The 25,415-nt window shown below is 73.8% G+C and carries 19 protein-coding genes; 12 read left to right on the top strand and 7 right to left on the bottom strand.

The genetic code is table 11. From position 1 onward, the window contains the following. Position 1: 1 nt before the first annotated feature. The 5 genes from cydC to ACPWUT_RS11460 form a co-directional block, all read right to left on the bottom strand. Complete coding sequence (cydC, locus tag ACPWUT_RS11480; protein WP_425837706.1) at positions 2-1,681, bottom strand: thiol reductant ABC exporter subunit CydC; 1,680 nt, start codon at positions 1,679-1,681, stop codon at positions 2-4. After that, positions 1,678-3,435 carry a thiol reductant ABC exporter subunit CydD gene (gene cydD, locus ACPWUT_RS11475; protein ID WP_425837703.1) on the bottom strand — a complete coding sequence of 586 codons (1,758 nt, stop codon included), beginning with the start codon at positions 3,433-3,435 and terminating at the stop codon, positions 1,678-1,680. Before cydD ends, cydC begins: the two co-directional genes overlap by 4 nt. Before the next feature lie 70 nt (positions 3,436-3,505). Further along, positions 3,506-4,537, bottom strand: a complete 1,032-nt coding sequence (gene cydB, locus ACPWUT_RS11470) for a cytochrome d ubiquinol oxidase subunit II (RefSeq protein WP_284530654.1) — start codon at positions 4,535-4,537, stop codon at positions 3,506-3,508. A 9-nt stretch (positions 4,538-4,546) separates the two neighbouring features. After that, positions 4,547-5,992, bottom strand: a complete 1,446-nt coding sequence (locus ACPWUT_RS11465; protein WP_425837700.1) for a cytochrome ubiquinol oxidase subunit I — start codon at positions 5,990-5,992, stop codon at positions 4,547-4,549. Positions 5,993-6,091: 99 nt separating this feature from the next. Further along, positions 6,092-6,715: a helix-turn-helix transcriptional regulator gene (locus tag ACPWUT_RS11460; RefSeq protein WP_284530652.1), complete on the bottom strand. Its 624-nt coding sequence runs from the start codon at positions 6,713-6,715 to the stop codon at positions 6,092-6,094. A 239-nt stretch (positions 6,716-6,954) separates the two neighbouring features. Here ACPWUT_RS11460 and ACPWUT_RS11455 point away from each other — a divergent pair, with 239 nt between their 5' ends. The 5 genes from ACPWUT_RS11455 (at position 6,955) to ACPWUT_RS11435 (ending at position 16,981) form a co-directional block, all read left to right on the top strand. Further along, positions 6,955-9,771 carry a lamin tail domain-containing protein gene (locus ACPWUT_RS11455; protein WP_425837695.1) on the top strand — a complete coding sequence of 939 codons (2,817 nt, stop codon included), beginning with the start codon at positions 6,955-6,957 and terminating at the stop codon, positions 9,769-9,771. A 150-nt stretch (positions 9,772-9,921) separates the two neighbouring features. After that, positions 9,922-12,603: a hypothetical protein gene (locus ACPWUT_RS11450; RefSeq protein WP_425837692.1), complete on the top strand. Its 2,682-nt coding sequence runs from the start codon at positions 9,922-9,924 to the stop codon at positions 12,601-12,603. A 25-nt stretch (positions 12,604-12,628) separates the two neighbouring features. Continuing rightward, the gene (locus ACPWUT_RS11445) at positions 12,629-15,307 is read left to right on the top strand and encodes an FtsX-like permease family protein (RefSeq protein WP_425837689.1); all 2,679 of its coding nucleotides are present in this window, start codon (positions 12,629-12,631) and stop codon (positions 15,305-15,307) included. Next, a complete protein-coding gene (locus ACPWUT_RS11440) occupies positions 15,307-16,308 on the top strand; it encodes an ABC transporter ATP-binding protein (RefSeq protein ID WP_425837686.1) in 1,002 nt (333 codons plus the stop codon). Before ACPWUT_RS11445 ends, ACPWUT_RS11440 begins: the two co-directional genes overlap by 1 nt. Continuing rightward, positions 16,301-16,981 carry an ABC transporter ATP-binding protein gene (locus ACPWUT_RS11435; RefSeq protein WP_425837683.1) on the top strand — a complete coding sequence of 227 codons (681 nt, stop codon included), beginning with the start codon at positions 16,301-16,303 and terminating at the stop codon, positions 16,979-16,981. Before ACPWUT_RS11440 ends, ACPWUT_RS11435 begins: the two co-directional genes overlap by 8 nt. Positions 16,982-17,212: 231 nt before the next feature. Here ACPWUT_RS11435 and ACPWUT_RS11430 read toward each other — a convergent pair whose 3' ends face one another. Next, complete coding sequence (locus tag ACPWUT_RS11430; protein ID WP_425837680.1) at positions 17,213-18,241, bottom strand: LLM class flavin-dependent oxidoreductase; 1,029 nt, start codon at positions 18,239-18,241, stop codon at positions 17,213-17,215. Between the two features lie 127 nt (positions 18,242-18,368). Here ACPWUT_RS11430 and ACPWUT_RS11425 point away from each other — a divergent pair, with 127 nt between their 5' ends. After that, a complete protein-coding gene (locus ACPWUT_RS11425; protein WP_284530631.1) occupies positions 18,369-19,328 on the top strand; it encodes an aldo/keto reductase in 960 nt (319 codons plus the stop codon). A 71-nt stretch (positions 19,329-19,399) separates the two neighbouring features. Further along, on the top strand, positions 19,400-20,200 hold the full coding sequence (locus ACPWUT_RS11420; RefSeq protein ID WP_425837676.1) for a class I SAM-dependent methyltransferase: 801 nt from the start codon (positions 19,400-19,402) through the stop codon (positions 20,198-20,200). A 4-nt stretch (positions 20,201-20,204) separates the two neighbouring features. On the opposite strand, the gene ACPWUT_RS11415 is transcribed toward ACPWUT_RS11420, so the two are convergent. Beyond that, entirely contained in the window at positions 20,205-20,381 is a 177-nt protein-coding gene (locus ACPWUT_RS11415) for a hypothetical protein (protein WP_284530627.1), read from the bottom strand. A 109-nt stretch (positions 20,382-20,490) separates the two neighbouring features. Here ACPWUT_RS11415 and ACPWUT_RS11410 point away from each other — a divergent pair, with 109 nt between their 5' ends. From ACPWUT_RS11410 to ACPWUT_RS11390, 5 genes are all read left to right on the top strand, one after another. Then, positions 20,491-21,003, top strand: coding sequence for a GNAT family N-acetyltransferase (locus tag ACPWUT_RS11410; RefSeq protein ID WP_425837672.1), 513 nt, complete (start codon positions 20,491-20,493; stop codon positions 21,001-21,003). Positions 21,004-21,087: 84 nt separating this feature from the next. Continuing rightward, positions 21,088-21,579 carry a bifunctional nuclease family protein gene (locus ACPWUT_RS11405; protein ID WP_284530625.1) on the top strand — a complete coding sequence of 164 codons (492 nt, stop codon included), beginning with the start codon at positions 21,088-21,090 and terminating at the stop codon, positions 21,577-21,579. Between the two features lie 73 nt (positions 21,580-21,652). After that, complete coding sequence (locus tag ACPWUT_RS11400; protein WP_284530624.1) at positions 21,653-22,621, top strand: squalene cyclase; 969 nt, start codon at positions 21,653-21,655, stop codon at positions 22,619-22,621. 102 nt (positions 22,622-22,723) lie between these two features. Next, positions 22,724-24,043: an O-acetylhomoserine aminocarboxypropyltransferase/cysteine synthase family protein gene (locus ACPWUT_RS11395; RefSeq protein ID WP_425837667.1), complete on the top strand. Its 1,320-nt coding sequence runs from the start codon at positions 22,724-22,726 to the stop codon at positions 24,041-24,043. Beyond that, positions 24,040-25,356, top strand: coding sequence for an LLM class flavin-dependent oxidoreductase (locus ACPWUT_RS11390; protein WP_425837664.1), 1,317 nt, complete (start codon positions 24,040-24,042; stop codon positions 25,354-25,356). The genes ACPWUT_RS11395 and ACPWUT_RS11390 overlap by 4 nt, the downstream gene beginning before the upstream one ends. Positions 25,357-25,415 lie beyond the last annotated feature (59 nt).

Raw genomic sequence — 25,415 nt, 5'->3', positions numbered from 1 at the left:
CTCAGGAGACGATGCGTCCGTCGGCCAGGCGCACGGTGCGGTCGACGAGACCCGCGGGAACCGTGACGTGCGAGATGAGCACGACGGCCCGGTCCGCGCCGGCGGCCCGCTCCGACCCGGCCACGGAGAGCAGGTCGGTGAGCAGGGCGTCGCTCGCGGCGGGGTCGACCCCCGCGGTCGGCTCGTCGAGGACGAGCACGTCGAAGCCGCGCAGGAGCGCCCGCGCCAGGGCGATGCGCTGGGCCTGACCGCCCGAGACCAGCGCGCCGCGCTCGCCCACCCGGGCGCCGAGACCGCCCCGCTCCCGCAGCCACGAGCCGAGGCCCACCCGCTCCAGCACGTCGGTCAGCTCGTCGTCTGTCGCGGTGTCGCGGGCGAACAGCAGGTTCTGGCGGATGTCCTCGTCGAACAGCATCGGGTTCTGCTCGCACAGGCCGACCGTCAGCCGCAGGTCGTCGGGGGCGATCTCCCGCACGTCGGCTCCGCCGATCGTGAACGTGCCGCGGTGCTCCAGGAAACGGACCAGCACGTGGGCGAGGGTGGTCTTGCCGGCGCCGCTGGATCCCACGACGAGCAGCCGCTCCCCGGGCGCGACGTCCAGGTCGATCCCGCGCAGCGAGGGCTCCGCCGCTCCCGGCCAGCGCGCGTCGACGCCCCGGAGCGAGATCCCGGCGCCGAGCCCGGGGGCGACGCCGGTGGCCGGCGTCTCGGCCGGCAGCTCCGCGGGGACGGTGGCCGGCAGCGCGGTCGCGATGCGCGCCGCGGCCGCGCGGACCTGCCGCCACGACGCGGCGGCGAGGGGCACGGCGGCGAACACCTCGAAGACGGCGAGGGGGACCAGCACCGCCACCGCGAACGACGGGCCGGGCAGGGCGCCGTCCGCCACCGAGGGCGCCGCGACGACGACCGCCAGCAGCGAGGCCGCGCCGGCCAGGAGGGAGACCACCGCCGCCGTGCCGGCCTGCGCGGCGGCGCGTCGGGCCACCGCGCGGCGCAGGCGCGCGTCGGCGGCCGAGATGCGCGCGCGGCTCGATCCCTCGGCCCCGTAGGCGATCAGGACGTCGAGGCTCCCGAGGTGATCGAGCACCGCGTCGGCGAGCTCGGCGCGCAGCGGGGCGATGGTCCGCTCGGCCCGTGAGCCGCTCGCCCAGCCCCACGCGATCGCGGCGACCGCGGCGACCGCCAGGCACGCGAGCAGCACGAGGGCGGCCGGCCACCAGATCACGCCGACGAGGACGACCGCGCCGAGGGCGACCGCCGTCGACGACACGAGCGGCAGCACGACCCGCAGCGGAAGGTTCTGGAGCTCGTCGACGTCGTCGACGAGGGCGCCCAGGACCGATCCGCGGCCGGTGCGTCCGAGCCCGTCGGGGGCCAGCGGCACGATCCGCCGGACGAGGTCGGTGCGGGTCGTGGCCAGCTGGCGCAGGGCCGCGTCGTGGCTTGCCAGGCGCTCGGTGTAGCGGAACGCGGCGCGGGTGAGGGCGAACAGGCGCACCCCGACCACCGCCGCCGAGAGGTACATGAGCAGCGGCTGCTCGCTGGCCCGCACGATCAGCCACGAGCTGACGGCGAGCAGCGCGACCGCGGACGCCTCCGACGCGAAGCCGGACGCGGCCCCCGGCCAGAAGCGGCGGGCGGGCGGCATCGCGCCGCGGAGGATCTCGGCCGCGCTCGTCATGCCGTGACCTCCGCGGCCGCGGGCGCGAGCGTCACGATCTGGTCGGCGATCGCCCGGGCGCTCGTGCGGTGCGAGACGAGGAGCACCGCGGCCCCCGCGTCGGCGAGGCGCCGGACCGCGTGCCAGAGCGCGGCCTCGGTGTCGGCGTCGAGGGCCGCGCTGGGCTCGTCGAGGGCGATGACGGGGGCCAGCCCCCGCAGGTGCCGATGGAACGCGCGGGCGACCGCGACCCGCTGCGCCTGTCCGCCGGAGAGCCCCGCGCCCTGCACGCCGAGGACGAGGTCGGCGGGGATGCCGCCCGCGCCTGCCAGCTCGAGCGCGCGCGCGATCAGCTCGGGCGCGCGCTCGCCGGCGGGATCCCCCAGGGTCACGTTGTCGGCGACCGTGCCGGCGATGAGCCCCGGCTGCTGGCCGGCCCACGCGAGCCACGCAGAGGTGTGCAGCCGCGCCGCATCCGTGCCGCCGACGGCGATCTGGCCGGAGTACGGGGCCGCGCCGCGCAGCGCCGCCAGGACGCTCGACTTCCCCGCACCGCTCGGACCCTCGATCAGGGTGACCGTGCCCGGGAGGGCGGTGAAGGTGACCGCGGGGAGGCCGCGGACCGACAGGTCCCGCACTGTGAGGCCCCGCCCCGAGAGGTCCTGCGCTGAGAGGTCCTGTGCGGAGAGGTGCTGTGCGGACGGTGCGCGGTGCGAGGCCGCGTGCCCGTCGAGCTGCGCGGGAGCGCCCTCGCCTGCGCCTGCGCGGGCCGCGTCGGCCGCGCGCGCCGCGTCGAGCACGGCGAACACGTCGTCGGTGGCCGCCACCCCCTCGGCCGCGGCGTGGAACTGCACGCCGACCTGGCGCAGCGGCAGGTAGGCCTCGGGCGCGAGCAGCAGGACGAACAGGCCGACCACCAGCAGCATCGATCCGTCCATCAGGCGGAAGCCGATCGAGACCGCGACGATCGCGACGGCGATCGACGCCAGCAGCTCCAGCGCGAACCCCGACAGGAACGAGACGCGCAGCACCCGCATCGTCTCGCGGCGGTAGGTGTCGGTGACGGTGCCGATCGAGGCGACCGCCCGGTGCTGGCGTCCGAACACCTTGAGGGTCGACAGTCCGCGCACGGTGTCGGCGAACCGCGCCGCGAGCCGGCCGAGCGTCTGCCACTGCCGCTGCTGGACGGCGCGGGTCGCGAGGCCGATCAGGACCATGAACAGCGGGATGAGGGGAAGGGTGAGCAGGACGGTCAGCCCAGAGATCCAGTCCTGCCACCACATGACCGCCAGGATGATGGGCGTCGCGATGGCGGTCTGCACGAGCTGCGGCAGGTAGCGCGAGAAGTAGGCGTCGAGCGCCTCGAGCCCGCGGCCCGCCGTCACGGCGAGCCGCGCGCTGTTCTGCGCGGCGAGCCACCCGGGGCCGAGCGCACCGACGGCGGCGACCAGGTGCGCGCGCAGCTGGCCCTGCACGCGGGCGGCCGCGCGCGCCGACACCGTGTCGCGCGCCCACAGCAGCACCGCGCGGACGGCGATGATCGCGGCGAGCCAGCCGAGCGTCTCGCCCAGCGGCCCGGCGAGGGGGACGCCGTCGATCGCCTGCGTGATCGCGCGCGTGAGCAGCCAGGCGAACCCGACCACGACGAGGGTCTGCGCCAGGCCGAGCACCGCGATCACGACGAAGAAGCCGCGGGACGCCGACGCGTAGCGCAGCAGGCGGGGGTCGACGGGCCGGGTCCGCGTGCGTGCGGGGGCGTCGTCCGTCGGTGCCATGCTTCGATCCTGCCTTACCCGGGACGACGCGTCCGCTCGGCCCCCACGGGGCGGAGCGGACGCGTGCCGGTCAGTGCGCCGTCGCGTCGGCCTTCTCGATGACGGCCCGGGTGACGCGCTTGCGGAAGATCCAGTAGGTCCAGCCCTGGTAGAGCAGGACCATCGGCAGGAAGATGAGCGCCGCCCAGCTCATGATCTGGAGCGTGAGCTCCGTGCTGGACGCGTTGGAGATCGTCAGGCTGTTGTCGACGTCGGTGGACGACGGCATGACGAACGGGAACAGCGCGAGCCAGAGCGTGAGCACCGCGAAGACGATCGTCACGGCGCCGGCGGCGAAGGCCCGGCCGTCGCGGTCCACCCAGTTGAAGTAGACCGAGACGAGCAGCGCCACGGCGGCGACCGCGCCGCAGGCGACGACGGCCCACAGGAGCGGGGCGTCCCGCCCGGCGGCGATGACGGTGGTCCACACGACGGTGCCGGCGGCGAAGAGGACGGTGGGGATGGCCAGCTTCTTGCCGAGCGCCTGTGCGTCGTGGTGCACGCGTCCGTCGGTCTTCAGGCCGACGAAGTACACGCCGTGCAGGAAGAAGAGCAGGAGGGTGGTCGCCCCGACCCAGAGCCCGTAGGGGTTCAGGAGCGTCAGCAGGGATCCGGTGAACTCGTGGTCCGCGTCCAGAGGCACGCCCTGCACGATGTTGCCGACGGCCACGCCCCACAGCAGCGCCGGGACGGCGGACCCGATCGTGATCATCCAGTCGAAGCGGCGCTTCCACGCCGGATCGTCGCGCTGGTGCCGGTACTCGAACGACACGCCGCGGGCGATGAGGGCCAGCAGGATGAGCAGCAGCGCGAGATAGAAGCCGCTGAACAGCGTGGCGTACCACTCGGGGAAGGCGGCGAACAGGCACGCCCCCGCGACGATGACCCACGTCTCGTTGAGGTCCCACACCGGGCCGATCGTGTTGATCACCTGGCGGCGGGAGACCTCGTCCTTGCCGAGGAACGGAAGGGACATGCCGACGCCGAAGTCGAATCCGTCGAGCACGAAGTAGCCGACGAAGAGCACTCCGACGATGAAGAACCAGAGGTAGGCGAGATCCATGGCGTGCTCCTAGTAGACCGTCGTGGGCGTCTCTTCGACCGACAGCTCCGAGGGCTGCGGGTCGTCGGGTCCGGGCAGGGGGTCGGGCCCGGCCTTGACCGTCTTGACGATCAGGCCGAACTCCACGACGGCGAGGATGAGGTAGATCAGCGTGAAGGCGATCAGCGAGACGAGCACGCTCCACCCCGGGACGCTCGGCGAGACGCCGTCCTCGGTGAGCATCAGCCCGAACACGATCCACGGCTGGCGGCCCATCTCGGTGAACACCCAGCCGACGAGGATGCCGAGCAGCGCCAGCGGCGCCTGCCAGACGGCGATCCGCCACATCCAGGGCGCGACCGGCCGCGTGGCCTTGCGCCGCGTGACCCACAGCCCGGCGACCGCGATCAGGGCGGCGATGCCGCCGAAGCCCATCATCCAGCGGAACGACCAGTAGGTGACCCACAGGATCGGGGCGAAGTTGCCGTCGACCTGGTCGGCGAACTGCGGGAACAGCTCGTTCGTGTAGAGGAGGTTCAGATCGTTGATCCCCTCGACGCAGCCGTTGATGTCGTGCGTGGACAGGAACGCCAGCAGGTACGGCACGCGCAGCGACCAGATCTCCCCGGTGCCGTCGGGGGTGCCGATCGAGAAGAGCGAGAACGAGGCGTCCGCACCGCACGCGGAGTTGAACATCGCCTCGGCAGCCGCCATCTTCATGGGCTGCGTCTCGACCATCACGAGGCCCAGCTGGTCGCCCGACAGCACGACGCCCGCGAAGGAGACGACCACGGCCCACAGCCCGAGCTTCAGGGCGGGGCGCATCATCTCGTCGTGCTGATGGCGCGACAGGTGCCACGCCGCGGCGGCCACCATGACCCCGGCGGAGAACATCAGCGCCGAGAGGATCGTGTGCGGGAACTGCGTGAGGGCGACGGGGTTGGTGAGCACGGCGAGGAAGTCCGCCATCTCGGCGCGGTGCCCCTCGGCGGACATCTGGTATCCCACCGGGTTCTGCATGAAGGCGTTCGCCGCGAGGATGAAGTAGGCCGACAGCCAGGTGCCGAACACCGTGATCCAGATGGTGGCGAGGTGGATGCCGCGGGGGAGGCGGTTCCAGCCGAAGATCCACAGGCCGATGAACGTCGCCTCGAAGAAGAACGCCATGAGGCCCTCGAAGGCCAGCGGTGCGCCGAACACGTCGCCGACGAAACGGCTGTAGGAGGACCAGTTCATGCCGAACTGGAACTCCTGCACGATGCCGGTGACGATGCCCATCGCGAAGTTGATCAGGAAGATCTTCCCGAAGAACCGCGTCAGGTGCAGCCACTTCACGTTCGCCGTCCGGAACCACGCGGTCTGGAAGATTGCCACGAACAGCGACATGCCCAGCGTCAGCGGGACGAAGATGAAGTGGTACAGCGTCGTGAGGCCGAACTGCCACCGAGCAAGCAGCAGCGGATCCAGAAAGTCCATGCGAGTCCCTCCCGTGCCGGGGTCTTCCTGATGACTGAAGGTACACAGGTCACTTTCAGGCGGTGACCCCGGGCGCCGTGAAAAAGAGAGGACCCGCGATCAGCCCGCGGCGGAGGCGTGGATGAGCTGTACGACGCACTGCCGCGGGTCGCACGACGAGCGCATCCCGTCGACCGACAGCGGTCCGCCGGCTTCGCTGAGCACGCTCTGCATGAGCCCCAGGTGGACGCTGCAGAGCACCTCGCGGTGGGCGGCCTGCGCCTCCGCCTGCGCGCACGGGGTGAGGTCGACGGTGAGGTCGCGCTCGTCCACCAGCGGGTCGAAGCCGGCGTCGATGAGGTCGTCGATGAGGGCGTCCACCTGGTGCAGCGCCTCGGTGTCGAGCTCGGGCGGGGCCCCCGGCAGCACCCGGCGCATGAGGTCGCCGCGCTCGGCGGCCGCCTTCACCTTGCGCTTCTGCACGGGGCTGGAGGCGTGGGCGCCGTCGGCGACGCTGTAGAGCACGCGCGGGCGGCCGCGGGTGGTGCGCAGTTCGGGCAGCGCGACGACGTATCCGTCGTCGATCAGGCGCTGCAGGTGCTCGCGCACGGTGTTGGGATGCAGGCCCGTGGCATCCACGAGCTCGGAGATCGTGCGCTGCGGCCGCTCCTGGATGAGGTGCAGCAGCTCGACGCGGGAGTAGCTGGAGATCGCGCTGTAGCCGATGGGGCGCCCTGTGGTCATACCACTCATTATTCACGGTGAATCCGCGGAAGGGAAGAGGTTTCGCCGTCGCTTTTCTCCGGTCCCCCGGAAGGCGGGTTCGAGCGGATGACGGCGGGCGGACCGCTCGCGTTCGCCCCCTGTTCGCCGAGTGTTCGCCGGGGGACGCGACGATCGCGAGCGTGCCGTCGCACCACGCCGCACCGTCGCCGCGCGGCGCCGTGGGCGCCGTCCCGCACCCGACCGAACCCTGGAGTGAGATGCCTTCCACATCCCTGCGCGCCACATCCCTGCGCGCCACACCCCTGCGCGCCACACTTCTGCGCGCCATCGGCCTGCGCCACCGCCCGTCCGGCGCCGCGGATGCCGTCCGAGCCCGGATCTCCGGCGCGCTCGCCGTCGCCCTCGGCGCCGGACTGCTGGTCGCGCCGCTGGCGGCGCTGCCCGCCGTCGCCGCCGACTCCGGGGTCGTCATCAACGAGATCGAGTCCAACGGGGACACCACCGACTGGATCGAGCTGCTCAACACCTCGTCCGCCCCCGTGGACGTCTCGGGCTGGATCGTCAAGGACGACGACGACACGCGCACCGATGCCGTGCCCGCCGGCACCGAGCTCGCCCCGGGGGAGTTCTTCGTCTTCACCGAGCCGGAGCTCACGTTCGGTCTGGGCATGGCCGACGCGGCGCGGCTGTACCTGGCCGACGGTGCGACGCTCGTGGACTCCCACACGTGGACGCAGCACGCGACGACGACCTACGGGCGCTGCCCCGACGGCACCGGGGAGTTCGTCACGACGGCCGCGTCGACCCGCGGCGCCGCCAACGACTGCGCGCCCCTCCCGACGCCCACCGCCACCCCGACCGACGACCCAGCCGCCGGCGTGATCGTGGTCAACGAGGTCGAGTCCAACGGCGATGACACGGACTGGGTCGAGTTCGCCAACACGAGCGACGCCGACGTCGACCTCGGCGGGTACATCCTGCGCGACAACGACGACGCCAAGCGCTACGACCTCCCCGCGGGATCGGTCGTGCCCGCGCACGGCCTCCTCCTCGTCGACCAGCTGACCGCCCATTCGCCCGGGTTCGACTTCGGGCTCGGCGGTGCCGACATGGTGCGGCTCTTCGCCCCCGACGGTGTGAGCCCGGTCGCCTCGTTCGCCTGGACCGTGCACGCCGCGACGAGCTACGGACGCTGCCCCGACGGCACCGGCGAGATGCGCGAGACGACGGTCACGACCAAGGGCGCGCCGAACGACTGCGCGCTGCCCGTGAAGATCAACGAGGTCGAGTCCAGCGGCGGCACGCCCGGCGACTGGATCGAACTCGTCAACCTGAGCGACGCGGTGATCGACATCGGCGGTCTCGTCGTGACCGACTCCGACACGACCGGCCACCGCTACACCGTGCCGGCGGGGACGGAGATCGCGGCGAAGGGCCGCCTCGTGCTCGAAGAGGCGGACTTCGGGTTCGGGCTCGGCTCGGCCGATGCCGTGAGCCTCTTCGACGTCGACGGCTCCACCGTGCGGGACGCGACCTCGTGGACGGCGCACGCCGGGACCACCTGGGGCCGGTGCCCCGATGCCACCGGGGTGTTCGCCGAGACCGCCGGAGCCACGAAGGGCGAGGCGAACCAGTGCGAGGGCGAGGTCGTCGTGACGGCCTGGCCGGGCGGTGCGGACGTGCGCGCGCTCGACGACGACGGCACCTTCTCGGGCGACCTCAGCGGCCTCGACGCGGCCGGCGACGCGCTCTGGGCGGTCGAGAACGGCAACGGCCTGCTCTACCGCCTGCAGGAGAACGGCCAGAAGTGGCTTCCCGCGGCGGGCTGGGCGGACGGGAAGAAGCTCCGCTACCCCGGCGGTGCCGGCACGGTCGACGCCGAAGGCGTGACGGTCGTCGGCGACAGCGTCTATGTCTCGAGCGAGCGCGACAACGACCAGAGCTCGGTCAGCCGTCCCGCCGTGCTCCGGTTCGACGACGTCTCCACCGGATCGGAGCTGGTGGCCGCGGCCGAGTGGAACCTGGCCTCCGACTTCCCGGGCCTCGGCGCGAACGCCGGACTGGAGGGCATCACGTGGATCCCCGACAGCCGGCTCGTGTCGGAGGGGTTCGTCGATCAGCGCACCGGCGCGGCGTACGATCCGGCGACGTACGCCGGGCACGGGAACGGGCTCTTCTTCGTCGGCGTCGAGGGGACCGCTGCCGTGTACGCCTACGCGCTCAGCGCCGACGGCTCCTTCGCCCGCGTCGCCGCGATCGAGACGCCGTTCGCGCTCGTCGCCGATGTGCAGTTCGACCGCGGCGTGCTGTGGGTCGTCTGCGACGAGGCGTGCGAGGGACGCACCGCCACGTACGAGATCGACGGCAGCGGCGCCTTCGTGCCGACGAACGTCTACGCCCGTCCCGCGGGGATGGCGAACGTGGCGAACGAGGGCTTCGCGATCGGGTCGTCGTGCGTGGGCGGGTCGGCGCAGACGTTCTACGCCGACGACGCCGACACCGACGGCTTCTCGCTGCGGGGCGGAACGCTGCCGTGCACGACGGACGCCGAGCCGACGCCGACGCCGACGCCGACCGCGACGCCGACGCCGACCGCGACGCCGACGCCGACCGCGACGCCGACGCCGACCGCGACCGCCACGCCCACCCTCGCCCCGACACCGACCGCGCCGGACGAGGCCGACCTGACCGACGAGAACCGCGGCACGATCGAGGCGCCGTCGCAGGTGCGCCCGGGCGGCACGATCCGCGTGCAGCTCGACCCCGCGCTGGCCGGCGCCACGGTGCACGTGTGGCTGTTCTCCGAGCCGACCGACCTCGGCGCGGCCGTGGTCGGTGCGGACGGCGCGATCACGGTGCGGATCCCGAGCTCCGTGCCGGCCGGCGACCACCGCCTGGTGATCACCGACGCGGACGGCACGATCCTCGCCTGGACGGAGATCGCGGTGACCGACGAGGGCCTCGCCGTCACCGGCGGCGACCTCACGGGCTCCGCGCTGCCGGTCGTCGGCGGCGTGATGGCGCTCGTCGTCGGGCTGGCGCTCCTGCGCCGCGCGCGTCGCGCTGCCGCCTGATCCGTCGTCGCCGAGGGCCGCGCACCGGGAGCCGGGCGCGGCCCTCGTGCATGCGTCACGGCCGCCGACCCGCGCCGCGCGCCCGGGGTCGTCGCCGGGCCGCGGAGCGCGGGTCCGTTAGGGTGCAGATGTGACGGACGGGAGCGCGGAGTGATCGGCGGCCGCCGTTTCGCGCTCGCCCGGGCACGGGCCGCGCTTCCCGCGCTGGTGACCCTCCTGATTGTCACCGGGGTCGCCGCGGGACTGATCGTCGGCATGGCGGTCGCCCTCCGCGCCGTCGAGGCGCAGGACGTGCGCGCCGCCCTCGGGGCGGCGGACGGGCTGCGCGGGCAGGCCGTGGTGAGCGTCGCCGACGGGGGCGACGACGGGCTCGCGGATGCCGTCCGGCAGACCCTTGCGGCGCACGGCGCGCCGGCGGTCACCGTCACCGAGTCCGAGGGCGTCGTCACGATCACCCCGGATCCCGCACGGGTGACCGGCGACGACGTCGTCTCGCTGATCGGCGCGCTCCGCGAGCTGCCGTCCGAAGCGCGCGAGGCGGTCGGTGCCCGCGTGCAGGTGGCCGGCGGCCTCCCTGCGACGCTGGGCTCGATCGCCGACGGCCTGCAGGCCCGGCGCGGACCGACCGCCGTCGCGATCGGGTTCCTCGGCCTGCTCACCGTCGTGGTCGTCGGCGCGGTCGCCCTCGAACCCGTGCGTGCCCGGTCGGGCGAGTCGCTGCTGCTGCGTGCCCGCGGCGCACGCGCCCGTAGCCTGGCCGCGCTGAGCGGCGCCGAGACGGCCGCCGTCTCCTCCGCGGGATCGCTCGCCGGAGCCGGCGTCGTCCTCGCCGTCGCCCACCTCGCAGGGCTCCCGCATCCGGGCCTCCTCTTCGCCGCCGTCGGCGCCGCGGGCGTCGCACTGGCCGCCACGCTCGTCGCCGTCGTCGTGACGGCGCGCACAGCCGACCGCCGCCCCGGACGCGCGCAGCTGGCCGCCGCGGCGGCCGTGGCGGTGGTCCTGGCGGTGGTCACCGGCCTGGCGGCCTGGCAGTTCGCGCAGTCGGGGTCGCCCGTCGTCGTCCGCGGCGACGGCACCGCGATCCTGGACCCCCTCGTCGCGATCGCGCCGGCGCTCGTGCTGGCCCTGGCCGCCCTGCTCGCCGTGCTCGTGGCGACCCCGGTGGCGCGCGGGATCGCCGCAGCGCTCGCCGCCACCCGTGGCGTGCAGCCGATCACGCCGCTGCGCCTGGCCTCACGACGTCCCGGCCGCCATGCGCTGCCCATCACGGTCGTCGCCTTCGCCGTCGGCACCGCGACCGTCGCCGGCGCCTACCTCGGCACCACCCGTGCGCTCGGCGACGCGCCCGAGGCGCTGCGCGTCGGCGCCGATGTGCGGGTGACGACGATCCCCGAGACCCGGTCTGCCGCCGACATCGCCGTCACCGCGACGGAGGCCGGTGCCCGCGCCACCGCCGCGGCACGCGGATTCACGGCCATCGGCCCGGGCGCGCGCATCCCGGTGGTCGCCATCGACGGCGGTGCGGTCGGCGACGTCCTGCTCGACGGCGGCGGGACGATCGACCCCGCCGCCATCGGCGAGGCCATCCGGCTCCCGGACGCCGGCATCCCGCTCGCCGGCGACGACCTCGAGCTGGTCGTGACGGCGCCCCCGCCGCCGCCGATTGGAGTGGACGGCGAGCAGTTCCAGCCGGAGCCGCTGCTGGTCAACGTCCAGCTGACCTTCCGCTCCGACGCGGGGACGACCTTCACGTACGGTTTCGTCAACGGCGACGCGGGCTCTGGCGGTGAGGGTGGGGAGGAGTTCGTGCCGCCGGTGACCGACCCCCGCATCCGCGAACGCATCCCGCTCCCCGGCGAGCAGACCTGGTCGCTCCTGGCGATCGAGGTCTGGCCCGCGTGGTGGGGCGCGGAGGGCACGGTCGTGCTCTCGGACGTCGTGAGCGGCGGCGAACCCCTCGACCTCTCGACGATGTCGCCCGCGCCCGGCACCGCCGGAAGCGTCGAGATCGCCGGCGGCATCGTGTTCGCGCCGGCCTTCGACAGCACCGGGGACGGACTGGTGACGAGCGTCATCGCGCCCGGCGTCCCCGCCGCGGCGCCGATCGTGATCACCTCGGCGCTGGCCGACGACCTGAGCCTCGCCCCCGGCGACACCATCGCCCTGGAGTTCGACGGCCCGGACTTCGAGGCCGACGTCGTCGTGGCGGCGGTCGTCCCGATCCTTCCCGGCACGCCCGCGGGGCAGGGCCTCCTCGCCGACCTCGGGACGCTGCGGCTCCTCGCGGCCACCCCCATCGTCCCCAACCAGCTCTGGGCGCGGGCCGACGCGCCGGATGCCGTCGCCGGGGCGATCGCCGACGCGAACCCCGGCGCCACCGTGCTCGTCGCCGACCCGCGGCAGGGCGAGGCGGCGGCCGCCACGGCCTGGGGCTTCGGCCTCGCCGCCGCGGGGGGACTGGTGCTCGCCGTCGTGGTGCTCGCCCTGCGCAGAACGCGCTCCCGTGCCGACACCCGGGAGCTCGCCCTGCTCGCGGTGATGGGTCTCGGCCGCCGCCGCGCCGCCGCCACCCGGACGGCGGAGGACCTGTTCGCGCTCGCGCTGGGCGTGCTCGGCGGCGTGGCCGCGGGCATCGCGACGGCCTGGCTCGTGGTGCCGACGCTGGTGCGCGCCGCCTACGGCACGGTGCCGGACGCCTACCCCGTCCCGCTCGTGTGGCCGGCGGCGGAGCTCGCCGTCGCGGTGGGCGCGATCGCGCTCGTGTGCGCCGTGGTGAGCGCCTCGGTCCGCGTCCCGCGCACGCTCGCCCCCGCCCTGCGGGAGGACGAATGAGCGGCCGACCGATGAGGAGCACGCGATGACACGCTCGGCGGGGCTGTTCGCCCTCACCCGCCGCCGCTTCGCGACCCCGCGCAGCGCGGCGGTCGTGATCGTCGCGCTCACGGTGCTCGCCGCTTTCGTGATCGCCGCCGCGCCCCGCGCGCTCGTGGGCGTGGTGCGCGCGGAGGTCTCGCACCAGATCGGCGGGGTGGCCGCGACCTCGCGCGACCTGACGGGCTCGACCATCAACGTCCCCGCGTTCGGGCCGGCGCCCGACGCCGCGCTCACCGAGGGATGGGACCCGGGCGCGCCCGAGCTCTTCGGCGCGCTCGCCGGGCACCTCGAGACGGCGCGGCGCGACTTCGACCCCGTGCTGACGGAGCTGACCGCGCCGGCCGAGTTCGCCGAGTACCTGATGGCCGGCGCCGCCGCCGACCCGTCCGGGCTGTCGGCCGACCTGCCGCTCCCGTTCGTCCAGCTCATCTCGGAACCCGCCGCGGGCGCCCACCTGCGCGTCGTCGACGGGGAGTGGCCGGGCGACTGGTCGGGATCGGGCGGCATCCCGATCCTCCTGACGGCCGCGGCGGCCGAGACGATGGGGTGGCCGGTCGGCGAGGTCCGCGCGCCCTTCGTCCTGTCGGGGATCGCGGAGGCGATCGATCCGGACGCGGACCGGTGGCTGCATCTGATCACCGGACTCACGGCGTCCGTCTACGACGACGGCAACCGGCGTCCGACGGCCACGAGCGCGGCGTGGGTGACGCCGGCGACCTGGGTGACCATCGTCCAGAGCGAGCGGTTCGGACGCACCCAGCTTAGCCTCTGGTATCCCGTCGACGCCGACGGCGCCCGCGGGGTGGACCCGTCGGACCTGCTGTCGGCGGTGCGCGGCGCCACCACGGCGTCCCTGCCTCTCGACGACGACGGTCAGCTGCGCACGCGGCTGTCCACCGACCTCGTCGCGGTGCTCTCGACGGCGCTCGCGCGCGCGGGATCGGCCAGCGCGATCCTCGCGGTCGCGGCGGTCGGCCCGCTCGCCGTCAGCGTCGCGCTCATCGTGCTCGCGGCCGCCCTGATCGTCCGGCGTCGGCGTGCCGACCTGGCGCTGCTGTCGGCCCGGGGAGCGCCGCTCGCGCGGCTGCGCCGCCTGCTGTTCGGGGAGGGCCTCCTGCTGGGGGCGCCGGCCGCGATCGCGGGGGCCGCCGCCGGGGTGCTCCTCACCCCGTACGACGCCGGACCGCTGCCGACCCTCGTCGCCGGCATCGTCGGGCTCGCGCCGGGCGTCGCTCTGGCCGCGACGCTGCGCCCGGGCCTGCTCGCCCGGGGCCGCTCCGACCTCGACGCGCCCGCGCGCGGCCGGTGGACGCGGGTGGCCGAGCTCCTCGTGGTGATCGTCGCCGCCGCGGCGGTCGTCCAGCTGCTCGTGCGCGGCATCGGCGAGGACACCACGACGATCGATCCGCTCGTGATCGCCGCGCCGCTGCTGGCCACCGTCGCCCTGGCGCTCATCGTGGTGCGCCTGCACCCCGTGCCGCTGGCCGCGGCGCTCGCCGCCTCGCGACGGGGGCGGGGCGTCGTCGGCCTCGTGGGCGCGGCCCGGAACCTCCGCGATCCGTCCGCCGGGACGACGGCCGTGCTGGCGATGGTGGTCGCCGTCGCGATCGCCGTGTTCTCCTCGGTCGTCCTGGCCACCGTCGACCGCGGTGCGGTGGTCGCCGCGCAGCGCGACGTCGGCGCCGACGTGCGACTGGCGGGACCGTACTTCGACGAGGGGACGATCGAGCGGCTCCGCGCGGTGGACGGGGTGACCGATGCGAGCGGCCTGCTCCGCGGCGACTTCCTCACCGTGGCGGGATCGGACGGACGCGACAGCGTGCTCGCCTTCGTCACCGACACCGCGCGCACCGCCGGCATCCAGGAGGGATTCGTCGGCGCGTTCCCCGCGTCGGTGACCCCCGGGGCGGACCCGCTGGACGTCCTCGTCTCCTCGACCATCGCCACCGAGGTGGGGACGACGGACGTGACCGTGCAGGACCGGCCGGCGCGCGTGGCGGGAACGCTGCCGATGCTCCTGGGCGTCGCGGGCACGAGCGACTTCGTCGTCCTCGACGTCGACGACTACACCGCCCTCACGGGCTTCGGATTCCACCCGCGCATCGTGCTCGTCGACCTCGACGACGGCGCCGACCCCCGGGCGGTCGCCGCCGCGCTGAGTGAGGCGGTGGGCCAGACCCACACGGTGCGCATCCTCGCCGACTCGACGGCGGAGATCCAGGCCTCGCCCGCCGTCACGGCGCTGCGCGTCGTCCTCTTCGGTGCGCTGGGCGTCGCGGCGCTGCTGTCGGTCATCGCGCTCCTGCTCGTGGCCGGCGTCTCGCGCGACGCGCGCTCGCGGGTCATCGCGCTCCTGCGGACGATGGGTCTCGACCGCGGTCGCGGCCGCGGCATCGTCGCCTGGGAGTTCGCGCCGCTCGGTATCACCGCCCTCGTCGGCGGCATCGTGCTCGGCGCGGTGCTGCCGCTCCTGGTCGTCGCGTCGATCGACCTGCGACCCTTCACCGGCGGCGGCGCCCAGCCGTCGCTGACCGTCGACCCCGCGCTGAGCGGGGCCCTCATCGCCGTCGTGGTCGTCGCGCTGGCGCTCGCGGTGATCGCGGGCGTGCTCAGCGCGCGGACGACTTCGATCGCGACCGTGCTCCGAACGGAGGAGGACTGATGACCGATCCCGACATCGTCTGCGAAGGCCTGGTGCGCATCTTCGCCGTCGCCGACATCGAGGTGCAGGCCCTGCAGGGCCTCGACCTCACGGTCGAGCGGGGCGGGCTGGTGGCGCTCGTGGGCGCCTCGGGCTCGGGAAAGTCGACGCTCCTGTCGATCCTGTCGGCGCTCGACACCCCCACGGCCGGCAAGGCGACCGTCGCCGGGCGGGACCTGACGGCGCTGACGCCGCGGCAGCGCGTCGACTACCGGCGCGAGGTCGTCGGGTTCGTGTGGCAGCAGACGGCCCGCAACCTCCTGCCGTACCTGTCCGCCGAGGAGAACGTGCAGCTCGCCCGCGCGATCGGCGGAGACCGCTCGAACCCCGCCCGCGCCGCAGAGCTCCTCGAGCTCACCGGGGTCGCCGATGTGGCCGCCCGACGCCCCGCGGAACTGTCGGGCGGCCAGCAGCAGCGCGTCGCGATCGCCGTCGCCCTCGCCAACGACCCGCGGGTCCTGCTGGCCGACGAGCCCACGGGAGACCTCGACGAGCACGCGACCGCGGACGTGCTGTCGACCTTCGAGACCGTCAACCGCGAGCTCGGCACGACGGCGCTCATCGTCACCCACGACCCGGCGGTCTCGGAGCACGTGCGCCGCACGGTGCAGATCCGCGACGGCCGCACCGCGACCGAGGTGCTGCGCTCGACCCACACCGACGACGAGGGCCGGGAGCACACGATCGCGCAGGAGTTCGTCGTGCTCGACAAGGTCGGCCGGATGCAGCTGCCGACCGACTACATGACCCAGCTCGATCTGCGCGACCGCGTGCGGCTGGAGCTCAACCCCGACCACGTCGGCGTGTGGTCGGGCGACTCCCGCCCGGGAGCGGCCGCCCGGGTCTCGGAAAATGTCGAGGGGTCGGAGCCTGCCGCCCCGGAACCCGACCGTGTCGAGGGGGCGGAGCCGCAGACCCGGCGGAGTCTGCGCCGACGGACGGAGGAGCATCCCGATGAGTGACATCCTGCTCGAGGCGCACGACCTCTCCGTGGTCCACGCGACACCCGCCGGCGACGTGCACGCGCTCGCCGACGCCTCGCTGACCCTGTCGCCCGGCGAGTTCGTGGTGCTGGTGGGGCCGTCGGGGGCCGGCAAGACGACGCTGCTGCACGTGCTCGGCGGCATCCAGCCGGCGACGACCGGCACCGTGCGGATCGGCGATGTCGAGGTGACCTCGGCGCCCGAGAGCGCCGTCGACCGGGTGCGCCGCGACGACCTCGGCTACGTCTTCCAGTCGTTCGGGCTGATCAGCGCCCTCTCCGCCGAGGAGAACGTCGAACTGCCGCTGCGCATCCGCGGCGTGGACGCCGGCGAGCGCGCGGCGCGCGTCGGGCGTCTGCTGGAGCGTGTCGGTCTCGCCGCGCACGCGAAGCAGCGTCCGGGGGAGCTGTCGGGCGGTCAGCAGCAGCGCGTGGGAATCGCGCGCGCCCTGGCCGGCTCGCCGCGCATCCTGCTCGCCGACGAGCCGACGGGGCAGCTGGACTCGCACACCGCGGCGCAGATGATCGACCTCATCTCCTCGATCGCCCACGACGACGGGCTGGCGGTGCTGCTGTCGACCCACGACCCGTCGGTCCTGGCGCGCGCCGATCGGGTGCTGGAGATCCACGACGGGGTGCTGCGCCCCGCCTGACCGCCGCCGGGTGGGGTGGGGCGTTTCGTCTCGCTGCGCTCGCTCGACGACCGGGGGAGTGCCGGGGTGGGGCGTTTCGTCTCGCTGCGCTCGCTCAACGACCGGGGGAGTGCCGGTCGTTGAGCGAGGAGCGCAGCGACGAGACGAAACGGTGCCGGGTGGCGGGGTGGGGCGTTTCGTCTCGCTGCGCTCGCTCAACGACCGGGGGAGTGCCGGTCGCCGACAGCGGCGTCAGGCGCGGGTGCTCACCCAGCCGAGAGCCGGCGCGACGTGCCGGGCGAAGGACTCGACGATGTGCAGGTTGAACTCGACGCCCAGCTGCGAGGGGATCGTCAGCATGAGGGTGTCGGCCGACATCACCGCCGCATCCTGCTTCAGCTGCTCGACGAGGATGTCCGGCGCGGCGGCGTACGTCTTGCCGAACGTCGACCGGAACCCGTCGATGTAGCCGATGCCGTCGCTCTCCGAGGAGTGGCCGAAGTACAGCTCGTCCTGCGCCGTGGTGATGGGGAAGATGGAGCGGCTCACCGAAGTGCGCGGCGTGCCGGGGTGCCCGGCCTCCTTCCACGCGGCGCGGAACAGGTCGAGCTGCTCGGCCTGGAGAAGGTCGAACGGGCGCCCGTCGGCCTCGGTGACGAGGGTCGACGACATGAGGTTCACGCCGATGCGGCCCGCCCACTCGGCGGTCTCGCGGGTGCCGGCGCCCCACCAGATGCGGGAGCGCAGCCCCTCGGAGTGCGGTTCGATGCGCTGGCGTCCGGTGCCGCCGCCGAACGGGCTGTTCGCATCGCGCTCGGCGAGCGGCTCGCCGTCGATCGCGCGCAGGAACAGGTCGAACTTCTCACGCGCCATGTCGGCGCCCCGCGGGTCTTCCGACCCGGTGTAGCCGAACGCCTCGTAGCCGCGGACGACCGTCTCGGGTGAGCCGCGGCTGATGCCGAGCGCAAGGCGCCCGTCGGAGATCAGGTCGACCGCGGCGGCCTCCTCGGCCAGGTAGAGCGGGTTCTCGTAGCGCATGTCGATCACACCGGTGCCCATCTCGATGCGCTCGGTGGTCGCGGCGATGGCGGCCAGGAGCGGCATGGGCGAGGCCTGCTGCCGGGCGAAGTGGTGCACGCGGAAGGAGATGCCGTTGACGCCGAGGTCGTCCATGCCCTGCGCGAGGTCGATCGCCTGCTTCATCGAGTCGCCGGCGGTGAGTTCGCGCCCGCCGCCGAGCGGACCGTAGTGGCCGAAGGAGAGTGTTCCGAAGCTGCGCATGACGTCGGCAACGATACGCCGACGGGGTCTATTCCGGCGAATGCATCGAGTGCCGCCGTGCGGAGCCGGCGTCGCCGGATGACGGCGGGGGCGGAATAGCGGAGCGGCTCCGCGTATTGTCCCGAGCATGACTCGCATCGGAAACAGTGACCTGGACGTCTTCCCCCTCGCCCTCGGCGGCAACGTGTTCGGATGGACCGCGGATCGCGACACCTCGTTCGCGGTGCTCGACGCCTTCCGCGCGGGTGGCGGCGACTTCGTCGACACGGCCGACTCGTACAGCGCGTGGGTCGACGGCCACCGCGGCGGCGAGAGCGAGACGATCATCGGGGAGTGGCTGGCCGCGCGCGGCCTGCGCGCGGGCGAGGACGTCACCGTCGCCACGAAGGTGAGCCAGCACCCGGACTTCCGCGGACTGTCGGCGGCGAACGTCCGCGCGGCCGCGGAGGCGTCGCTCGGCCGCCTCGGCGTCGACACCATCGACCTGTACTGGGCGCACTTCGACGACGCCGACACGCCCCTGGAGGAGACCGTCGCCGCCTTCGGGCAGCTCGTGACCGACGGACTCGTGCGCTACACCGCGGTCTCGAACTACTCGGCCGACCGCATCCGCGAATGGGTGCGCATCGCCCGCGAGCTGGGGGTCGCCGAGCCGGTCGCCGTCCAGCCCCACTACAACCTGGTCCACCGCGAGATCGAGAGCGACATCGTCCCGGCGGCGCAGGAGCTCGGCCTCAGCCTCATCCCGTACTTCGCGCTCGCCAAGGGCTTCCTCACCGGCAAGTACCGGTCGACCGACGCCGAGGGAGCCACCTCGCCGCGCGCCGGCGCCGCCGCTGCCTACGCGACGCCGCAGGGACTGCAGATCATCGAGGTCCTCGAGCGGATCGGCCGGGCCCACGACGTCTCCATCGCCGCGACCGCCCTCGCGTGGCTGCGCGCCAAGCCCGCCGTCGCCGCGCCGATCGCCTCGGCGTCGAAGGTCGAGCAGGTCGCCGACCTGCTCGACGGTGCACGGATCGACCTCACGGCCGAAGAGGTCGCCGACCTCGACGCCGTGTCGGAGTGGACGCCCGTCGACCAGTGACCTACAGACCAGTGAGGCGCGAGATCGTCACACGGCGCTGAGGCGTGCGCGTCGTCGGCCATGATGGGGGCATGGCCGACGACTACACCCACGGGCACCACGAGAGCGTGCTGCGCGTACATCGCCAGCGCACCGCGGGCAACTCCGCCGCCTACCTCCTGCCGGAGCTTCGGCCGGGGATGACGGTGCTCGACGTGGGCGCCGGGCCCGGCACGATCAGCACCGATCTGGCGGCGATCGTCGCGCCCGGTCGGGTGCGCGCCATCGACGCGTCGGCCGACGTCGTCGCCCACGCCGAGGCCGATCGCGTGGCCCTCGGCATCGAGAACCTGTCCTACGCCGTCGACGACGCGTACGCCCTGTCGTCGGAGAACGGCGCGTGGGACGTCGTGCACGCGCATCAGGTGCTGCAGCACCTCACGCGCCCCGTCGACGCGCTGCGGGAGTTCCGCCGGGTCGTGGCGCCCGGGGGCGTCGTGGCGGTACGCGACGTGGACTACGAGGGCACGATCTGGTGGCCGCGGGTGCCGGGGCTGGACGAGTGGCGCGAGGTGTACCTCGCCGCGCACCGCGGCACGAGCGGCGACCCGGCGGCGGGACGCCAGCTGAAGGCGTGGGCCCGCGCGGCGGGCTTCGCCGAGGTGCGCTCGTCCGCGTCGATCTGGCTCTTCGAATCCGCGGAGGCGCGCGCGTGGTGGGGCGGGGCGTGGGCCGACCGGGCGCTCCACTCGTCCTTCGCCGACAACGTGCTGCGGCTGGGCATCGCCGACCGGGCGGCACTGGAGCGCATCAGCGAGGCATGGCGGGAGTGGGCGGCGAGCGAGGACGGCTGGCTGCTCATGCCGCACGGCGAGGTGCTCGCCCGCGGCTGAGCGCTCAGTCCCGCGCGGGTCTCAGACCCGTCTCGATGACGATGCGGCCATCGGTGATGACGCCCGGTCCGTCCCCGGGGATGGGCGCGGGGGCGGGGATGATCTTCTCCGCATCCCACACGGCGTGCGCCTCGGCCGCAGACGGCCGCCACACCTCGTCGAACCCGAGCGTGCCTCCCATGCACCCCAGGTTACGTCCACCCCGGATCACGTGCACCCGGGTCATGTCCGCCCGGGATCGCGTGCACCCGGTTGCGTCGCCCGCCCTGCCGCCGGGTACGCTCGCGATCGTGACCTCACCGGACAGCTCGACGATCCTCCCCGACGGCGCCGTCCTCCGCGCGGCGCGGCCGGGCGACGAGGACGGCATCCTCGCCCTCATCCACGCCCTGGCGGTGTACGAGCGCGAGCCGGATGCCGTCGAGAACACCGCGGAGGCGCTCGCCGCGAGCCTGTTCGGCGCCGAGCCGCGCGTCTTCGCGCACGTCGTCGAGCGTCAGGGCGAGATCGTGGGGATCGCGATCTGGTTCGTGACGTACTCGACGTGGACCGGTCGTCATGGGATCTGGCTCGAGGACCTCTACGTCGACGAGGCCCGGCGCGGCAGCGGCTACGGGAAGGCGCTCATGCGGGCGCTCGCCGCCGTCTGCGTCGCCCGCGACTACAGCCGCTTCGAGTGGACGGTGCTCGACTGGAACGCGCCGTCGATCGCGTTCTACCGCTCGATCGGAGCGGAGCCGCAGGACGAGTGGACGACGCAGCGGCTGAGCGGCGCGGCACTGGCGGAGCTCGCCCACGGCTGAGCAGCGGCCACTGCCGGCCGTTCCCGGGGCTGACGGCGCGGCGCCCGTCTGCCTACGATGGCGGGGAGCGATCGGAGGCCGCGGATGGTCCAGGTGCGCGTGGCGGGGGTGGCCCTCGACGGAGCGGGACAGCACGTCATCCTGCTGACGCCGCAGGACGACGCCGACGGAGACGGCCGGGTCCTGCCGATCTGGATCGGCGCGCAGGAGGCGACCTCCATCCTCATCGCGGTGGAGGGGGCCCAGGCGCCCCGCCCGCTCGCCCACGACCTCATGCGCTCGCTGCTGGACGCCGCCGACGCGGCCGTCGAACGGGTGGACATCACCCGCATCGAGGAGGGCACGTTCTACGCCGAGGTGACTCTGCGCGCCCCCTCGGGGGTGCACGTCGTCGACGCGCGGCCCTCCGATGCGGTGGCGCTCGCGTCGCGGACCGGCGCGCCGGTGTTCGTCGCGGACGACGTGCTCGAGGAGGCGGGGGTGCCCGGCACGATCGTCGAGGGCAGCGAGGAGCAGGAGGTCGAGGAGTTCCAGCGCTTCCTCGACGACGTCGACCCCGACGACTTCCGCGGCTGACGTCCGGCCTTCCGCCGCGGATCTCCGGCGTCGCGGACGCCGCGATGTCGGACCGGCGGCGTAGTTTGTGCTCATGGTGGACCGCGACGTGACGGACTGGCTGCTGGATTCCGACCCCACGCTGCGCTGGCAGGTGCAGCGCGACCTGCTCGGCGAGCCCGAGGAGGTGTGGCAGCAGACCCGTGCCCGCATCGCGGTCGAGGGCGACGGTGCCGCCCTGCTGTCGCATCAGGACGCCGACGGCCAGTGGGCCGGCGGCGCGTTCTTCCCGGCGGAGATGACCGAGCAGCCTCCACAGGACGAGCAGCCCTACACCGCCACCACCTGGACCCTGACGAGCCTGCGCGAATGGGGGCTCGACCCGGCGGTGCTCGCCGGCACGGGCGAGAAGCTCCGCCGCAACAGCCGCTGGGAGTACGACGACCTCCCCTACTGGGACGGCGAGGTCGACGTGTGCATCAACGCGATGACGCTCGCCAACGGCGCCTGGCTCGGCGAGGACATGTCGCAGCTCGCGGCGTGGTTCCCGGCGCACATCGTCTCGGACGGGGGCTGGGACTGCGAGTGGGTCGAGGGGTCGGTCCATTCGTCGTTCCACTCGACCATCAACGCCGTGCGCGGCCTCCTCGCCTACGAGAAGCTCACCGGCGACACGAGCGTCCGAGAGGCCCGGCACAGCGGCGAGGAGTACCTGCTCACCCGGCGGCTCCGGTACCGGCTGTCCACGGGCGAGCGGGTCGGTCCGTGGGCCGACCTCATCGTCCATCCCTACCGGGCGCCGTTCACCCTGCTCAAGGCCGTCGACCACGTCACCGAGGCCGCGCTGCACGACGGCACGCCGCCCGACCCGCGCGCGAGCGAGGCCGTCGAGCGGCTGCGGGCCGCGCGGGGCGAGGACGGCCGGTGGCTGCAGGGCTGGCTGTTCGGCGGCGAGACCTGGATCACGCACGACGTGCCGCCGGGGGAGCCGTCGAAGTGGGTGACCTTCCTCGCACAGCGGGCGCTCGACCGGTGGGATGCCGCGTCGGCCGCCGGCGCGTGAGCCGCCCCCGCGCCTGCCCGCGCGCCGTAACACGGCGACACCGCGAGTAGGTGCCGCGCGCCTCCCCGTCGCAAGATGGCAGTCGGCGAGGAAGGGACGGCCATGGCAGGCAAGGGATTCACGACGCGGCAGGTGCACGAGCGCGGCCGTGTCGGCGGATCGTCCCCGCGCGCGACGCCGATCTACCTGACCGCCGGATTCAGCTTCGACGAGTACGGCGACGCGGCCGCCCACTTCGGGTCGGGCGAGGGCTACGCCTACACCCGGATCGGCAACCCCACCGTCGAGGCGGTCGAGGGCGCACTGGCCGCGCTGGAGGGCGGCTCGCAGGCGCTGCTGCTGGCCAGCGGCCAGGCGGCGACCTCCGTGGCACTGCTGAGCCTCGCCGCCGCCGGCGACCACATCGTCGTCTCGAACCACATCTACGAGGGCTCCCGCGGGCTCATCCTCGACAACCTCTCCCGGTTCGGGATCGACGCCGACTTCGTGGACGACATCGGCGACCCCGCGGCCTGGGAGGCGGCGATCCGCCCGACCACGAAGGCCCTGTTCGCCGAGTCGATCTCCAACGCCGCCAACCGCATCCTCGACATCGCCGCCGTCTCGGCGGTCGCCCGATCCCACGGCATCCCCCTCGTCGTCGACAACACGTTCGCGACGCCCTATCTGCTGCGCCCCATCGAGCACGGCGCCGATGTCGTCGTCCACTCCGCGAGCAAGTTCCTCTCCGGGCAGGGTGCCGTCATCGGCGGTGCGATCATCGACAGCGGCCGGTTCGATCCCGCGGTCTCGGGTGAGAAGTTCCCGCATCTGGTCGCCCCCGGCCGGAACGGAGCGCCGAGCATCGCCGACCGCGTCGGCGGCGACGCCCGGATCGCGTATGCGCGCGAGAGCGTGAGTCCGCGACTGGGCCCGACCCCGTCGCCCCTCAACGCCTTCCTCATCGGCCAGGGCATCGAGACCCTCAGCCTGCGGGTGGAGCGGCAGTCCGCCAACGCGCTCGCCGTGGCACGCTGGCTCGCCGCGCACCCCGCCGTCGCCTCGGTCGACTACGCGGGCCTGCCCGGGCATCCCGACCACGCCCTCGCGGCCGAGCTGCTGCCGGACGGCTTCGGCTCGGTGTTCACCTTCACCGTCGCGGGCGGCGCCGACGACGCCCGCCGCCTCGTCGAGTCCCTCGACGTGTTCACGCACATGACGCACCTCGGCGACGTGCGCTCGCTCGTACTGCACCCGGCGTCGACGAGCCACGTGCAGCTGACCGAGCAGGAGCGCCGGGCCCTGGGCGTGCATCCCGGGACCCTGCGGGTGTCCATCGGCATCGAGGACGTCGACGACCTCCTCGAGGACCTCGACCGGGCACTGGCCGCCGGGGCGGCGCCGGTGATCCCGGCTTCGGTGGCGTGGCAGGTGCCGGCGTGAGCGTCCCCCAGCACTTCGGCTGGTTCCTGGCGCGGGGCTTCGGGCCGCACGGGTGGGGCCATCCCTACCTCGACTGGGACTGGCGCTGGACCTCGCCCGAGCTCTACCAGCAGTCGGCGCGGGAGCTGGAGCAGGCGGGGTTCGACTTCGTCCTCATCGAGGACGCGCCGTCGCTCGGCTCACCCGCGACGATCGACACGCGCGTGCGGCACGCCTTCGGCGGGCCCAAGCTCGACCCGCTGCTGCTCGCGCCCTACCTGTTCCAGGCGACGACCCACCTGGGGGTCATCCCGACCGTCAACCCCGCCGCCACCCTGCCGTACACGGCCGCCCGTCAGTTCTCGACCCTGCAGCACCTGAGCGGCCACCGGCTCGGGCTGAACGTCGTCACCGACACGGGAAGCGCCCGCCACTTCAGCGACGCTCCGCAGCTCGGGCACGACGCCGCGTACGACCGCGCCGAGGAGTGGCTCGCCGGCATCCGTGCGCTGTGGCGCAGCTGGGGAGACGGCGCGCTCGTGGCCGATCCCGTCTCGGGCGTCTACGCCGACGGGACCAAGCTGGATGCCGTCCGCCACCGCGGCGAGTACTTTGCCTTCGACGGGCCGCTCAACGCCGTGCCCTTCGAGCACGGCGAGCCGGTGATCGCCTCCCCGGGCGGTTCCGGGCGCGGACTCGCGTTCGCCGGGGCGAACTCCGACATCCAGCTGGCGCTCGCGCCGCTCACCGAGAAGAGCGTGCGGGAGTACCGCGCGCGCATCCACGCCGCCGCCGTCGAGCGCGGGCGGCGCCCCGAGGACATCACCATCATGTTCGCGATCCAGCCGACCATCGTGTCGAGCGCGGAAGAGGCCGACCGCCTAGTCGCCGCCGCCGCGAACCCCGACGACCGGGCGCTGACCCTCATCGCGCAGCGCCAGTCGAGCGACCTCGAGACCGATCTCACCGGGCTCGACCTCGACGCTCCGCTCGATCCGTCCATCTTCGGCGAGCATGTGTCGCAGGGCAGCATCCGGCGCCTCACCGGCGACCGCGATGTCGCGACGACCCCGCTCCGTGCGCACCTGGCATCGCTGGCGCGGCTGGGCCGGATCTCGGATCGCTCGGGATTCGTCGGCACCGCGGAGGAGTTCGCCGACCTCGTCGAGGAGCTCGGCGAGTGGGGCAACGACGGCGTCCTGCTGTGGGGCGACCTGCACCCGGTGACGATCCACCGCACGCTCGACGAGCTCGTGCCAGTGCTGCGCCGCCGCGGCATCCTCCGCCGCGATCACGTCGAGGGCGGCCTTCACGCCACGCTGCGCGCGTTCTGACCCGCTCGCGGTCGTTGCGCGACGAGACGTCTCGCCGCGTCCGGTCCGGAGCGGGTGCG

Source organism: Microbacterium sp. PA5, from assembly GCF_049860775.1.
Taxonomy (GTDB): Bacteria; Actinomycetota; Actinomycetes; order Actinomycetales; family Microbacteriaceae; genus Microbacterium.
The sequence above is the reverse complement of the archived record's forward strand: the minus strand, read 5'-3'. Positions and strand labels throughout refer to the sequence as shown.